At 63.4% G+C, this 13,665-nt stretch carries 11 protein-coding genes; 2 read left to right on the top strand and 9 right to left on the bottom strand.

What is annotated here, in order from left to right; all coding sequences use genetic code 11:
- Positions 1-82 precede the first annotated feature (82 nt).
- From PanNE5_RS12955 to PanNE5_RS12945, 3 genes are read right to left on the bottom strand one after another with little or no spacing between them, the layout of a single operon-like run.
- On the bottom strand, positions 83-1,543 hold the full coding sequence (locus PanNE5_RS12955) for an efflux transporter outer membrane subunit (protein ID WP_286798697.1): 1,461 nt from the start codon (positions 1,541-1,543) through the stop codon (positions 83-85).
- Entirely contained in the window at positions 1,540-4,677 is a 3,138-nt protein-coding gene (locus PanNE5_RS12950) for a multidrug efflux RND transporter permease subunit (protein WP_017233916.1), read from the bottom strand. The genes PanNE5_RS12955 and PanNE5_RS12950 overlap by 4 nt, the downstream gene beginning before the upstream one ends.
- A 2-nt stretch (positions 4,678-4,679) precedes the next feature.
- Positions 4,680-5,927 carry an efflux RND transporter periplasmic adaptor subunit gene (locus tag PanNE5_RS12945; protein WP_261938093.1) on the bottom strand — a complete coding sequence of 416 codons (1,248 nt, stop codon included), beginning with the start codon at positions 5,925-5,927 and terminating at the stop codon, positions 4,680-4,682.
- Between the two features lie 302 nt (positions 5,928-6,229).
- Here PanNE5_RS12945 and PanNE5_RS12940 point away from each other — a divergent pair, with 302 nt between their 5' ends.
- On the top strand, positions 6,230-7,102 hold the full coding sequence (locus tag PanNE5_RS12940; protein WP_026131947.1) for a LysR family transcriptional regulator: 873 nt from the start codon (positions 6,230-6,232) through the stop codon (positions 7,100-7,102).
- Between the two features lie 31 nt (positions 7,103-7,133).
- On the opposite strand, the gene PanNE5_RS12935 is transcribed toward PanNE5_RS12940, so the two are convergent.
- The 6 genes from PanNE5_RS12935 to catA form a co-directional block, all read right to left on the bottom strand.
- Positions 7,134-7,592 (bottom strand): YaiI/YqxD family protein, encoded by a 459-nt coding sequence (locus PanNE5_RS12935; RefSeq protein ID WP_017233919.1) that lies wholly within the window; start codon positions 7,590-7,592, stop codon positions 7,134-7,136.
- A 151-nt stretch (positions 7,593-7,743) separates the two neighbouring features.
- Positions 7,744-8,517, bottom strand: a complete 774-nt coding sequence (gene benD / locus PanNE5_RS12930; protein ID WP_017233921.1) for a benzoate diol dehydrogenase BenD — start codon at positions 8,515-8,517, stop codon at positions 7,744-7,746.
- Positions 8,514-9,536: a benzoate 1,2-dioxygenase electron transfer component BenC gene (benC, locus tag PanNE5_RS12925; protein WP_261938092.1), complete on the bottom strand. Its 1,023-nt coding sequence runs from the start codon at positions 9,534-9,536 to the stop codon at positions 8,514-8,516. Before benC ends, benD begins: the two co-directional genes overlap by 4 nt.
- 40 nt (positions 9,537-9,576) lie before the next feature.
- Positions 9,577-10,065 (bottom strand): benzoate 1,2-dioxygenase small subunit, encoded by a 489-nt coding sequence (gene benB, locus PanNE5_RS12920; protein ID WP_017233923.1) that lies wholly within the window; start codon positions 10,063-10,065, stop codon positions 9,577-9,579.
- Entirely contained in the window at positions 10,062-11,420 is a 1,359-nt protein-coding gene (locus PanNE5_RS12915; RefSeq protein WP_261938091.1) for a Rieske 2Fe-2S domain-containing protein, read from the bottom strand. Before PanNE5_RS12915 ends, benB begins: the two co-directional genes overlap by 4 nt.
- 107 nt (positions 11,421-11,527) lie before the next feature.
- On the bottom strand, positions 11,528-12,463 hold the full coding sequence (gene catA, locus PanNE5_RS12910; RefSeq protein WP_017233925.1) for a catechol 1,2-dioxygenase: 936 nt from the start codon (positions 12,461-12,463) through the stop codon (positions 11,528-11,530).
- Positions 12,464-12,645: 182 nt separating this feature from the next.
- Between catA and PanNE5_RS12905 the strand changes: the two genes are divergently transcribed.
- Positions 12,646-13,572, top strand: a complete 927-nt coding sequence (locus PanNE5_RS12905) for a LysR family transcriptional regulator (RefSeq protein WP_026131948.1) — start codon at positions 12,646-12,648, stop codon at positions 13,570-13,572.
- Positions 13,573-13,665: the final 93 nt, after the last annotated feature.

Raw genomic sequence — 13,665 nt, 5'->3', positions numbered from 1 at the left:
GCATGTCAAGACTTTACCAAGAGACGTTATCGATGCGCCATGTCAATGCGTTGCTCGCCATGCGGTCCCGCAGCCCACCGTCTCAGGACGTGCCGCTCTCCGGTTGCCATCCGCCGCCCAACGCTCGGTACAGCGCCACATGGTTCACGAGTACTCGCTGCTTCACATCGATCAACTGTTGCGCCGCGTGAAATGCGCTGCGCTGCGCGTCGAGCAGTTCGAGGTAGCTCGCCACGCCGTTGGTATAGCGATGATGGGCCAGACGAAGCCGCTCGCGCTCGCCGTCCGACACGCGCTTTTGCGCCTGGAACTGGCGCGATAGCAGCCCTTGCGCGGTCAGGGCGTCATCCACTTCGGCAAACGCCGTTTGAATCGCACGCTCGTACGACACCACGGCCATCTCCTTGCGCACGTTCGCCAGATTCAACCCTTGCCGGTGACGCCCGCCCGTAAAGATCGGCACGGTAATCTGCGGCAGGAACGACCATACACCGGTGCCGGCGCCGAACAGATCCGCAATCCCCGCACTGGCAGTGCCGACATCCGTCGTCAACTTGATCGACGGGAAGAACGCCGCACGAGCGGCGCCGATATCCGCGTTGGCCGCACGCAGTTGCGCCTCCGCCTGCCGAATATCCGGACGACGTATCAGCAACGAGGACGGCAATCCGGCGGCCACGGGCATGACGAATGCGTCGTCGAGCGATGCCGCCGCGACTGGCTTCGCACTCACGTCGCCGGTCAGGACCTGCAACGCGTGCACGATCTCGCTGCGTTGCCGCTCGCGCTCGGCGAGTGCTGCGCGCGCGACTTCGACCTGCGTGGTCTCGGCATTCAGGTCGAGATCGTCGATCAGCCCGCGCTCGGCGCGCAGGCGAACCACGCGAATGCCCTCCTCGCGTGCCGCCAGCACCTCCCGCGCGTAGGCGATCTGTTCGTCGATGGCCACGAGTCCAATGTAGGACGTGGCTACTTCCGCCACGAGACTCACCTGCGCCGCCCGTTGCGCTTCCTCGCTCGCCAAATACGATTGCAGCGCCGCGTCGCTCAAGCTGCGCACGCGCCCGAAGAAATCGAGTTCAAAGGCGCTCACGCCCAGCGTCGCCCGTAAGTCGTTGGCGACGTAACCTGCGGCGGTGCCCCTGCCCTCAGGCTGGCCCGCGGCCCCTGAGTACCGCTGACGGGAGAATGCGCCGCCTGCCTGCACGCTCGGCAGCAGATTGGCCGCCTCGATGCCATACAGCGCACGCGCTTCCTGCACCCGTAGCGACGCCAGGCGCAAGTCGCGATTCTGCGCGAGCGAGCGGCGAATCAGCGTCTGCAAGGCGGGATCGGTGAATACGTCGGCCCAATCCGCGTCTGCCGCGAGCGGCTCGGCGAGCGCCAGACGCGCACCTGTGCCCGACGGTGCCGCCTCGTACGTGGTCGGCACCGGTGCCGCCGGGCGCTCATAGGTCGGCGCCAACGTGCATCCGCCGACCAATGCCAGCAAACACACGCCGGGCGCAGCTATCCCGCGCATGCGGGGTCGAAACGTCTTCATACCTTCCCCTCGATAGCCGGTGCGGCATCGCCCGACGCATTCGTCTTTGGCCGGCGCACGAAGCGGCCGGCCCACAGGAAAAACAATGGCACCAGGAAGATCGCCAGCACCGTGGCCGTCACGATCCCGCCGAGCACCGCCACACCGATGGCGCGCTGCGCGCCCGACGCCGGGCCCGAGGCAATGGCCAGCGGCACCACGCCGAAGCCGAACGCCAGCGACGTCATCACGATCGGGCGCAGGCGCAAACGCGCGGCTTCGACCGCCGCATCGAGCCAGGCCATGCCCTGTTTCGTCATATCGTTGGCGACTTCCACGATCAGGATGGCGTTCTTCGCCGACAGGCCGATGGTCGCAATCAACCCCACCTTGAAGTAGATGTCGTTGGGCATGCCCAGCAAGCTCACCGCGCCGAGCGCCCCGATCACACCGAGCGGCACCACCATGACGACGGCCGCCGGAATTGCCCAACTTTCGTACAACGCCGCGAGCGCGAGGAACACGACCAGCACCGACAAGGCGAGCAGCACCGGCGCCTGTGCGCCCGAGATGCGCTCCTCGAGCGACTGGCCGCTCCACTCGTAACCGATGCCCTGGGGCAGGTCGGCCATCAGTCGCTCCATGCGCACCATCGCCTCGCCGCTGCTCTTGCCCGGTGCCGATTCGCCCTGGATCGTGAACGAGGGGTAACCGTTGTATCGCCTGAGCTGCGGCGAGCCGAGTTTCCACTTGAGCGAGACGAATGCCGAAAGCGGCACCATTTCGCCATTCGCGTTGCGCACGCGCAGATTGCCGACGTCCTCCGGCGACACGCGCTGACGTCCGTCCGCTTGCACGATCACGCGGCGACTCTCCGCGCCCAGCATGAAGTCGCCGACATAGTCGGAGCCGAACATCGTCGCGAGCGTCGTATTGACGTCGTCCATCTTGACGCCGAGCGCTTCCATCTTGTGCCGGTCGATGGCGACGTCGATTTGAGGCACGTCGCCCTGACCGGCAAAGATCACGTTCCTGAGCACAGGATCTTGCGCCGCCTTCTTGAGCAGCGCATCGCGCGCGGCGGTGAGCGCGTCCTTACCCACACCGGCCCGGTCCTGCAAGCGCAGATTGAAGCCGTTCGACGAACCCAGTTCCGGCAGCGCCGGGCTGTTCATCGCCATCACCATGCGATCGGGCCGACCGCCAAACTTGGCGTTGACGCGCTCGACAATGGCGCTCACCTCGTCGTGTGCAGATGTGCGTTCGTGCCAGTCCTTGAGCGTGACAAACAGCATGCCGCCGCCCGGGCCCGAACCGAACTCGTTCCATCCGCCCAGCGCAAAGACGTGTTTGACCGGCTCGTGCCGCATCAGGTATTGCTCGATGCGCTCGAGCGCCGACATCGCCTCGGGCAACGTGGCGCCCTGCGGCTCGGACGCCATCACCATGAAGCTGCCGGTGTCCTCGTCGGGAATGAACGACGAGGGCAGACGCATGAACGCGAGCGGCACGGCGATCAACACCGCGCCATACACCAGCACCGCGCGCCACGGACGGCGCAACGTCTTGCTTACGGTCCGTGTGTAGCGCTCGGTACCCAGCGCAAAAGTCCGATTGAACCAACCGAAGAAACCGCGTTTGTCGTGATGGCCGGCCGCGATCGGACGCAGCAGCGTGGCGCACAGCGCGGGCGTGAGCGAGAGGGCAAGGAACGCCGAGAAGGCAATCGACACCGCGAGCGTGATTGCAAACTGACGGTAGATGTTGCCCACCGCACCGGGGAAAAACGCCATTGGCACGAACACCGCGACCAGCACCACCGTGATCCCCACGATGGCCCCGCTGATCTGCTTCATCGCCTTGACCGTGGCGGCATAGGGCGAGAGTCCCTCTTCCACCATGATGCGTTCGGTGTTCTCCACGACGACGATCGCGTCGTCGACGAGAATGCCGATGGCCAGCACCATGCCGAACATCGTGAGCGTGTTGATCGAATAGCCGAGTCCCAGCAGCACGCCGAAGGTGCCGAGCAGCGCGACCGGCACCACCAGTGTGGGAATGAGCGTGGCGCGCAGGTTCTGCATGAACAGGTACATCACCAGGAACACCAGCACCACGGCTTCGAGCAACGTCTTCACGACCTTCTGGATCGAAACCTTGACGAACGACGCGGTCTCGTAAGGGATCTGGTACGAAACACCGGCCGGAAACAGCGCCGATTGTTCGTCCATCACCTTGCGCACCGCCTTCATCACCGCGACGGCATTCGAGCCGGCGGCCAGCTTGATGCCCATCGCGGTGGCCGGCATGCCGTCCACGCGCGACGAATAGGCGTAATCGGCCGCCCCCAATTCCACGCGAGCGACATCGCCGAGTCGGATCGCCGAGCCGTCGGCACGCACGCGCAACGGAATCCCGGCAAAGGCTTCGGGCGAGGAAAGCGAGCCTTCCGACACCACGTTGGCGTTGATCGGGGCCGACGCGGGCGTCGAGCCTGCGCCGATATCACCGACGGTTACGCGCACGTTGTAGGCCCGGATCTTTGAGACGATGTCCGAAGCACTCAGGTCGAGGGCGACGAGCTTCGCTGTGTCGGGCCAGATACGAATCGCTTTCTCCGTGCCCCAGAACTGCACCTGTCCGACGCCCGGCACGCGTTTGAGCTGGTTGATGACCTGCGCCGCGGCGATCTCGCCGAGATCGGATTCGCCAATCGCCGGATTCGCGGACGCCAGCGTGACCACCATATGAATATTGTCGGCCGCGCGCTCGACGACGACGCCATCGCGGCGCACGACTTCAGGCAGACGCGATTCGACCGTCTTCAAGCGGTTCTGCACCTCGACGGCGGCCAGATCGAGATGGGTGCCCTGCCGGAAGGTGAGATTGACCGACGAACGACCATTGCCGCTGGACGCCGACGTATACATCAGCCCCGGCGCGCCGTTCATCTGGCGCTCGATGATCGCCGTCACGGCGTCTTCGACCACCTTGGCCGACGCGCCCGGATAGCTGCTCCAGACACTGACCGTCGGCGGGGCGATGTCGGGGTATTGCGCAACGGGGAGCGCCCGGATCGCGAGCACGCCGACGAGCGTAATCAACAGGGCGATCACCCAGGCAAAGACCGGGCGATCGATAAAGAAGCGAGCCATGATTATTGCGTCTCCGCGTGGGAGGCTGGTCCGGCGCGCGCAGGCTCGACCGGTCCGCCATTGTCTTTCGGCTTCGCGTCGTCCGTCTGCTTGGCCTCGGCCTTGACCTTGACGTGCATGCCGTCGGAGAACTGCGCGACGTTCTGCACGATGATCGTCTCGCCGCCCGCAAGGCCCTCCGTGACGAGCCAATCGCGGCCGTCGATCTCATCCGCATGCACCTTCGTGTCGCGCACCGTGCCCTGTGCGTCGACCACGCGCACCACGGCGCCATTGGCCGTACGCGTGAGCGCCTCGCGGGGCACGCGCACGATGTTCGGATTCACCGCCCCCTGCAGGCGCACCTGCACGAACGCGCCGGGCAGCAACACGCCGTCGGGGTTTGGCAGCACGGCGCGCATGGCAATCGTGTCCGTGCCCGGATCGACCGCCAGATCGGTAAAGAGCAATTGGCCCGGTAGCGCGTATTCACGGCCGTCGGGCAGCGTCACATGCACCGGAGGCGCGGCCGACGCGTTGCCGTGCTGCAGCTTGCCGGCGCGCAAATCGCGCGTCATCGCATACACCTCCGCGGCCGGCTGCGAGAAGTTCACGTAGATCGGATCGATCTGCTCAACGCGTGTGAGCAGCGTGGCCGAGTCGAGACCGACCAGCGCGCCTTCCGTGACTTCGGCACCGCGCACGCGCCCCGCAATGGGCGAGACGACACGCGTATAGCCGAGATTGAGTTCCGCCTTGCGGACTTCCGCGCGAGCGGCCAGCACCTCCGCGCGCGCACGCGCTTCGGCCGAGCGAGACTCGGCGTCCTCCCGAGCGCTGATGGCGCGCGCTTCCAGAAGGCCGCGATATCGTTCGACCTTGTCGCGAGCCGCGTCGTGTTCAGCGTGTGCCTTGGCGAGTGCACCGCGCGCGGCGTCCAGCGCAGCCGACAATGGTTGCGGGTCGATGCGGAACAGCACGTCGCCCTTGGCGACGGTCTGCCCCTCCTGATATCGGCGTTCGACGACGACCCCGCCCGCACGCGCACGCACATCGGCGCTGCGGTAGGCGGCCAGTCGTCCCGGCTGCTGCGTCGTGAGGGTCTGTGCACGGCGCTCGACGATGCGCACGACCGCTTCCGGCGTCGCATCGGCCTCGTCCTTTGGATCTCTGTCGGCGCAGGCGGCGAGCACGAGAATACTGGCGATCAGGCTGGCTGACAGGCCGGTTAGCCGTCCGAAGCGAGTTCGGTAATGAATATTCGATGACATGTAAGTACGTTGGATTGACGACAACCGGTCGGGGTGTCGAGACCGCGCTCAGTGCGCGACGTCGACCCATGGCGCAGCCACGGATGGGGTACCGGGGGCCCGCATCTCTCCAGGCTCGCCGTGGGTGGCAGGTGCGCATTGCGCGAAGGGGGTCAGAACCCGAGACCACCGGACCGGAAGATCCGGTCGTCTGCCGCCTCGCCTATGTTGGCGATTCAATTTGGCGTCCTACATTGGAGAATCGCGATTCTGCCGCGAAATTTCTGTTAGAAAAAGTTGGAACCTATCGATAAAATGGATGAATGAACTGGACAATAGAGCAATTGCGCTACTTTGTGGCTGCCGCGGAGGAAGGATCGATATCGGCCGCCGCCCGAAGACTCGGCAAAGCCCAGTCGGCGTTGAGTTCGGCGATTTCGCTGCTCGAGGCCGATTTGGGATTTGAACTATTCGACCGCAGCCGTCGCAACGCGAGACTCACCGCGCAGGGGGAGGTCATGTTGCTCGAGGCGAAGGAGTTGCTGCGTCAGGCGGAGGGCTTGAACCATCGGGCAAATGCGCTGGCGTTCGGCGAGCAACCGCAGTTGTCGCTGGCAATCGACGAAGCGTTGCCGTATCAAGTCGTGAGCGAACTGGTCCGCGATCTTGCGTACCAGTTCGCTTATTTGGAGCTGACGATACTCAACGGGACCTCGACGGAAGTGGCCGAGTATGTGGAGAAGCAGCGCGCGGACATTGGCTTTCACGTGGATCGCGGCGCGATCTCGTTGGCGCTGGGGCACAAATATGTTGGGTCGGCCGTGCAAGGCGTATTTGTCGCTGGCGATCATCCGCTCGCTTACCGCGATCAGGTCACGCGCGGCGATTTGGCCAAGTACCGCCAGATTCTGCTGCAGATGGATGATTTCACGCCGTGGCAACTGAGCCCGTCAATCTGGCGGGCGGACAGTTCATACCTGATCGCCAGCATGGTGCTCGACAAACTCGGCTGGGCCGTGCTGCCGATCGACATTGCGAAGTACGATGAACTTCACGAACTGCGCTGCGACGACCTCGGCCTGCCGCAACTCCCCGTGCGCATGCTCTGGCGTTTTGGGCGAGAACCCAACGACGTGATGCAATGGTGCAACACTCGGTTTGGCGAACTGTTGCGGGCGAGTTCGGAAGCGGAGTAAGTCTGTTTTGGCGCGTTCCGGCACGGACCGCTTACCGGCGCGACGCGCGATGACGGGCGAGGAAGCGATCGAGTTGCCCGGCGAACGATTGACTGTCGCGCGCGCTGAAGGGAGCAGGACCGCCGGTCTCGATGCCCGCATTGCGCAGTTGATCCATCATGTCGCGCATGCTCAGTCGTTCCTCGATGTTTTCACGCGTGAACCAATTCCCGCGTGGATCGAGCGCCAGCCCCCCTTTGTCGAGCACCAAGGCGGCAAGCGGGATGTCCGCGGTAATCACCAGATCGCCCAGGACGACAAGTTCGACGATGCGGGCATCGGCCACATCGAAGCCTGCCGGCACCTGAATCGCCTTGATGAACGGTGACGGCGGCGTGCGCAGGAATTGATTCGCGATCAGCGTCACCCGCACTTCCTCACGTCGCGCGGCCCGGAACAATATCTCTTTGATGGCAAAGGGGCAGGCGTCAGCGTCGACAAAAACTTGCATGGAAAGGTCGTTCCAGGGGAGTCAAAGACCGTTCATCATATGCCAACCGCCGATCTGCCACCTCGGCAGCAGGCGTTGTTGCCCCACCGGCAGGCCATGCCGACGCGCTTGCGCAACGCCCATTTATTCAATGATCTCTCGGCGCCCGGCGTCAGCCCGTATCGCCGCCGGCGACCGGCAAGACCGTACCGGTGATGTATCCCGCTTCGTCGGAGGCCAGGAAAAGAATGGGCGCGACTTGCTCGTCGAGGGTGCCGTAACGTTTGAAGAACGTCGATTCGGTCACCTGCGCGACCGCCTCGTTCATCCAGGCGATCTCTTGTTCGCTGTCGCCCGCGGCGTTACGTGGAATCCGGCGGGGCGGCGCCGTGGTGCCTCCCGGCGCAGTCGCCGCGACGCGAATATTGTGCTCGGCGTATTCCATCGCCAGCGATTGCGTGATGGCGTTCACCCCGCCCTTCGCTGCGGAGTAAGGCACGCGTCGAATACCCCGAGTCGCATTCGACGAGACGTTGACGATCGTGCCGCCACCACGCTTTAGCAGGTACGGCAGCACCGCGTGGCAGGTATAGAGCGTTGGCATCAGCGAGCGGCGAATCTCCGCGTCGATCTGCGCCGGCTCGAACTCGGCGAACGGACGCATACGAATCGCCCCGCCCACGCCGTTGATCAAAATGTCGATGCCCCCGAAGCGCTCGTTGGCGAACGCCATGGCTGCGGCGGCACCTTCGTAGGTCTCGAGATCGGCCACGAAGCCGGCCGACTCGCCGACCGCTTCGGCCGCGACCTCGGCGACGAATTCGGCACGATCCACGAAGACCACCCTCGCCCCTTCGGCCGACGCGCGCAGCGCGACACCCCGACCGATGCCTTGCGCCGCACCGGTCACGACCATGACCTTGCCGGCAAATCGTTGCGTTGTCATGCGTCCACCATTGCGACGTTGGGCGTGAATTTCTCGTAATGGAAGCTTTTGGGCCTCACGCCGTTGTCATCGAAGTATTTGCGCACGGCATCGACCATGGGCGGCGGCCCGCACAAATACACGTCGACGTTGCCATCGTTGAGCGCCTCCGCCGGGATGTGTTGCGTCACCCAGCCCTTGCGCGGGTGTTCCGATTCGGCGTCCGCCACCACCGTGGCAAAGGTGAAATTCGGCAGCTTGGCTGTGTAGGCCTCGATCGCCTCAACCTGGACCAGATCGAGATCACGCGTCACGCCGTAGATCAGATGCACGCGCTGTTGCGACGACGTGCGCGCGAGGACTTCGAGCATCGACAGGAACGGCGCCAGCCCCGTGCCGCCCGCGAGGAACAGCAACGGGCGCTCGACGGCGCGCAGATAGAAGCTACCGAGCGGGCCGGTCATCTCGAGCGCATTACCGGGTTGCGCATGATCGAGCCACGAACTCATGGCCCCGCCCGGAATCTTCTTGATGAGGAATCCGATGCGCGATTCGCCCGGCGCGGACGAGAACGAATACGAGCGACGCACACCGCTGCCAGGCACATCGATGTTGACGTACTGGCCGGGCAGGAATACGGGCGCGGCGGCGCCCACATCGAGTTCGAGCACGACCGCCGCGTCGTTGTGCGTCTCGACTTTGGTGACGGTCGCGGCGAATCGGCTCTGCTCCGTCTTGCACGCCGTTGACGACGCCGGCACGGCAATCACGCAGTCGCTCTGCGGCACCATCTGGCATGTGAGGACGAGGCCACTGTCCTTCTCGTCCGCGCTCAGGGCGTCTTCAATGTAGTCGTCGCCCATGTCGTAACTGCCGCTCTCGGCACGGCACTTGCAAGTGCCGCACACACCGTCGGAGCAATCCATCGGCAGATTGATCTTGGCGCGGAAGGCGGCGTCGAGCACCTTCTCGCCGGCCTTGCATTCGACGAAGCGGGTCACCCCGTCTTCAAAATTGAGCGCTACGTTGTAGCTGGACATATAGCCTCCTCGACTGCCAGTCCTGATGCGATAGTCAACGTCAAACGTGATAAACGTCGAGTACCTGACGGATATAGTCGTTCTTCAAAACGATCTTCTTCTTGGCGATCAACAGCGCATCGCCGTCGTGGCGCAACGTGACGAACATCGTGCCGAAGAATTGATCGGTCGCCTTGTAACGATGGCTGAGCGTGCTGAAGTTGTAGCGCACGTCGACTTCGTCGTCGCGTTGCGCCAGCACTTCCACATTCGCGACGGTATGCGCGGTGCGGGGCTCCGGCATCGAGGCGCTGCTACGCTCGGTCTTGATGCGGAACACGCGATCCTCCAATCCCCCACGGTCCGCGTAGTACATCAGCGAGATCTGGCTCTGGGGGTCGTCGGTCAGGCGATCGTCGTCGTCCCACGCCGGCATCCAGTACGTGACGTCGTTGGCATAGCACGCCAGCCACTCGTCCCACTGACGGTCGTCGAGCAGACGGGCTTCGCGATACAGCGTGGCGCAAATCGTTGCGTAATCGAAGTTCATGCCGTGGCCTCCGTCTGTTCTTTCTTCAGGGCGTCGCGCATCACTTCGACCCAGTATTCGTGCTGGCAGACGAACAATCCTTCGTCTTCGCTGCGCTCGCCGGACAGGCGCGGTGTCAGGCCCATCTTGCGGGCGTTGTCGTCCGGCCCGTCAATCCACAGCGGCGCACCGCGCGACAAGTCGTTCCACAGCGCCGTGGTACCGGCATACCCCGCCTGGCAGGCACGGAATTCTTCCAGGTCGTCGGCCGTGCCCATGCCCGTGACGTTGAAGAAGTCCTCGTACTGGCGGATGCGGTGGGCGCGCACTTCGGCACTTTCTCCCTTGGGCGCAAAGCAGAAGATCGAAACTTCCGTCTTGTCCACGCTGAGCGGGCGTACCACGCGAATCTGCGTGCTGAACTGGTCCATCAGGAACACGTTCGGGTAGAGGCAGAGGTTGCGCGTCTGGTTGACGATGAAATCGGCCTTGACGTCGCCGACGCGAGCCTTGATTTCGTCACGATGCGCGTAGACCGGGCGAACTTCCGGATTCATCGTGTTGGTCCACAACAGAATGTGCCCGTGCTCGAAGCCGTAGACACCTGCCACCGACTTGCTCCAGCTGTTGGCGTCGACGGCCTTCGTGCCATCGTCTTTGCGTCGGCCCATGGTCGCCGCGTAGTTCCAGTGAACGGTGCTGACGTGATAGCCGTCGCAGCCGTTCTCCATCTGCATCTTCCAGTTGCCGTCGTAGACGTACGAGGAATTGCCGCGCACGACTTCCAGCCCTTGCGGCGCCTGGTCGACGATCTGGTCGATGATCACGCGGGTCTCGCCGAGATAGTCCGCGAGCGGCATCGAATCGGGGTTGAGGCTGCCGAACAGGAAACCGCGATAGCTCTCGAAGCGCGCGACCTTGCGCAGGTCATGCGAGCCGTGCGTATTGAATTGCACCGGATACTGCGTGGTCTTCTCTTCCTTCACCTTGAGCAGCTTGCCGGTGTTGGAGAACGTCCAGCCGTGGAACGGGCATGTGAAGCTGCCCTTGTTGCCGTGCTTGCGACGGCACAGCATGGCCCCCTTGTGTGCGCAGGCATTGATGACCGCGTGCAGCTCACCGTTCTTGTCGCGCGTGACGACCACGGGCTGACGACCGATCCACGTCGTGTAGTAATCGTTGTTGTTCGGGATCTGGCTTTCATGGGCCAGATAGACCCAATTGCTCTCGAAGATGTGCTTCATCTCGAGTTCGAACAACTCGGCATTGGTAAAAATGTCGCGACGGCAGCGGAAGACGCCGGCCTGCTTGTCGTCCTGAACGGCCGTATCGAGCAGCGCATCCAGTGGCGAGCGGGTTTGGGTGATGGAGGACATGGGGGCTCTCCCCGCGCGTGCTCCCACCGGGGAGCGATCGCGTCGGTATCAAAGGTGGAACGATGAGATGGGCGGCTGCGCACTGGCGCCGCCGCCGTGGCGGGCGGTTATGCCGCCGCCGAAGCGCGCAGGCGATGGACGATCTGGTTGTCCTTGCCATGCGTGAGCGGGCTCAACTGGATATCGAATTCGATTTCCTTGTAGTCGTCCGCTTTCAGGCCGAGCGTAGCGCCGCCGGTCTTCTCGACCACGTGCGGGATCAGGTCCTCGCGCGTGGCATAGGCGAAGTCGTCCCAGATCAGCGGATCGCCCTCGATGTTGATTTGCGTCGTGAGCTTGCGATGCTGTTCGCTGGTCACGAAGAAGTGCACGTGCGCCGGACGGTTGCCGTGTCGGGCCAGCGCGTCGAGCAGTTGCTGCGTGGCGCCTTGCGGCGGACAACCGTAGCCCACCGGCATCAGCGTGCGGAATTCGTACTTGCCTTGCGCATCGGTGCGCACGGCGCCGCGCAAATTGAACGGCGATTGCGCGCCCGTCGGATCGAAGTGCGAATAGAAGCCGTTCGAGTTGGCATGCCAGCACTCGACGACAGCGCCCGCCACCGGTTGACCGTCAGGGCCGGTCACCTTGCCGCGAATCACCAGCGGGCCAGCGTCGGCATCCGCATCGAGGTCGATCTTCGACACCGCGTCGCGCAGCGGCGCACCAGCGACGTAGAGCGGGCCTTCGATGGTGCGCGGCGTGCCGCCTTCAATCTCGGCGGCCCGGTCCTCGGCGTCCATGCGCACGTCGAGATACTTCTCGAGGCCGAGGCCGGCGGCCAACAGTGCCGCCTCGCCATCCTGGCCCAGTTTGTTGAAATAGTTGACGCCGGCCCAGATTTCATCCGGCGTAATATCGAGGTCGTCGATCGCCTTGAAAAGGTCGCTCAGCAAGCGATGCACGATTTGCTTGGTGCGCGTATCGCCGGTCGGATTTCCGAGATTGGCAGCGGCGCTCAACAGCGCTTGCACTTCGCTCGTGTCGAATACTTTCACGCTCATGTCTTCTCCTACCTCTATTCGAATTTTGCTGGGGTTAACCCGTGCACCAAGCATTCGTCGTCCATACGCGATAGGTATAATCGAGCACTGATGCAGAGCATGAAGTCAGGATAATGACGGGGTATAGCACCGTCCAACACTGATTTAGTATCGGCGCGATATCTGAAAGGTATGAAATGAATATTGAGTTGCGCCATATGCGCTACTTCGTGGCGGTTGCTGAAGAACGCAACTTCACGCGCGCCGCCGCACGGCTGCATATCGCACAGCCGCCGCTCAGTCGCCAGATTCAGCAACTCGAGGAGTTGCTCGGCGTTCAACTGTTCGAGCGCGACTCGCGCCCGCTCAAACTGACCGACACGGGGCGCTTTTTTTATTCGCACGCGGTGCAGTTGCTCGCGCAAACCTCCGAACTCGAATCGATGACGCGGCGCGTGGGCAAGATCGATCGCAGCCTGTCGGTCGGTTTTGTCGGCTCGACGCTCTACGGCATGCTGCCGAAGATCATCCGGCGTTTTCGCGGGGAGAACAGCACGGTTGCGCTGAGTCTGCACGAGATGTCGACAATGGATCAGATCCAGGCGCTCAAGGAAGGCCGTATCGATGTCGGCTTCGGCCGCATTCGTCACGAAGACCCGAGCATTCGTCGCGTGGTGCTACGCGAGGAACGCATGATCGTCGCCCTGCCGCTCGGCCATCCGTTGATCGAGACCAAGCCAGTTCTGTCGCTGCACGACCTCGTGTCGGAAACGCTGATCATTTTTCCCCAAGCCCCTCGCCCGAGCTATGCCGATCAGGTGCTTGCAGCCTTCCACGATCGTGCGCTCAAGCCGGAGCGCATCTACGAGACACGGGAGTTGCAGATTGCGCTCGGGCTTGTCGCGGCTGGCGAAGGCATCGCCATCGTGCCGCAGAGCGTCAATGGCCTCAAACGCGACGACATCGCCTATAAGGAACTCGACGATCCCAATCTTGTATCGCCGATTATCCTGAGCATGCGATTGCTCGACGAGTCGCCCGATATTCGCGCCATGCTCGAATTGATCTACGACCTCTACGTCGAGGGGAACATGGAGCACCTCCCGCCCTCGGACCTCGGCTCACCCTAATCGACACCATACCCGGCAGGTATTGAACAAGACGCCATCGGTCTTGGACAGCGACATAACGCGGCTTGCATACTGCGATTCACTGTCTAACTG

The organism is Pandoraea sp. NE5 (assembly GCF_024363545.1).
Taxonomy (GTDB): Bacteria; Pseudomonadota; Gammaproteobacteria; order Burkholderiales; family Burkholderiaceae; genus Pandoraea; species Pandoraea cepalis.
This window is presented reverse-complemented; position numbering and strand designations above follow the sequence as displayed.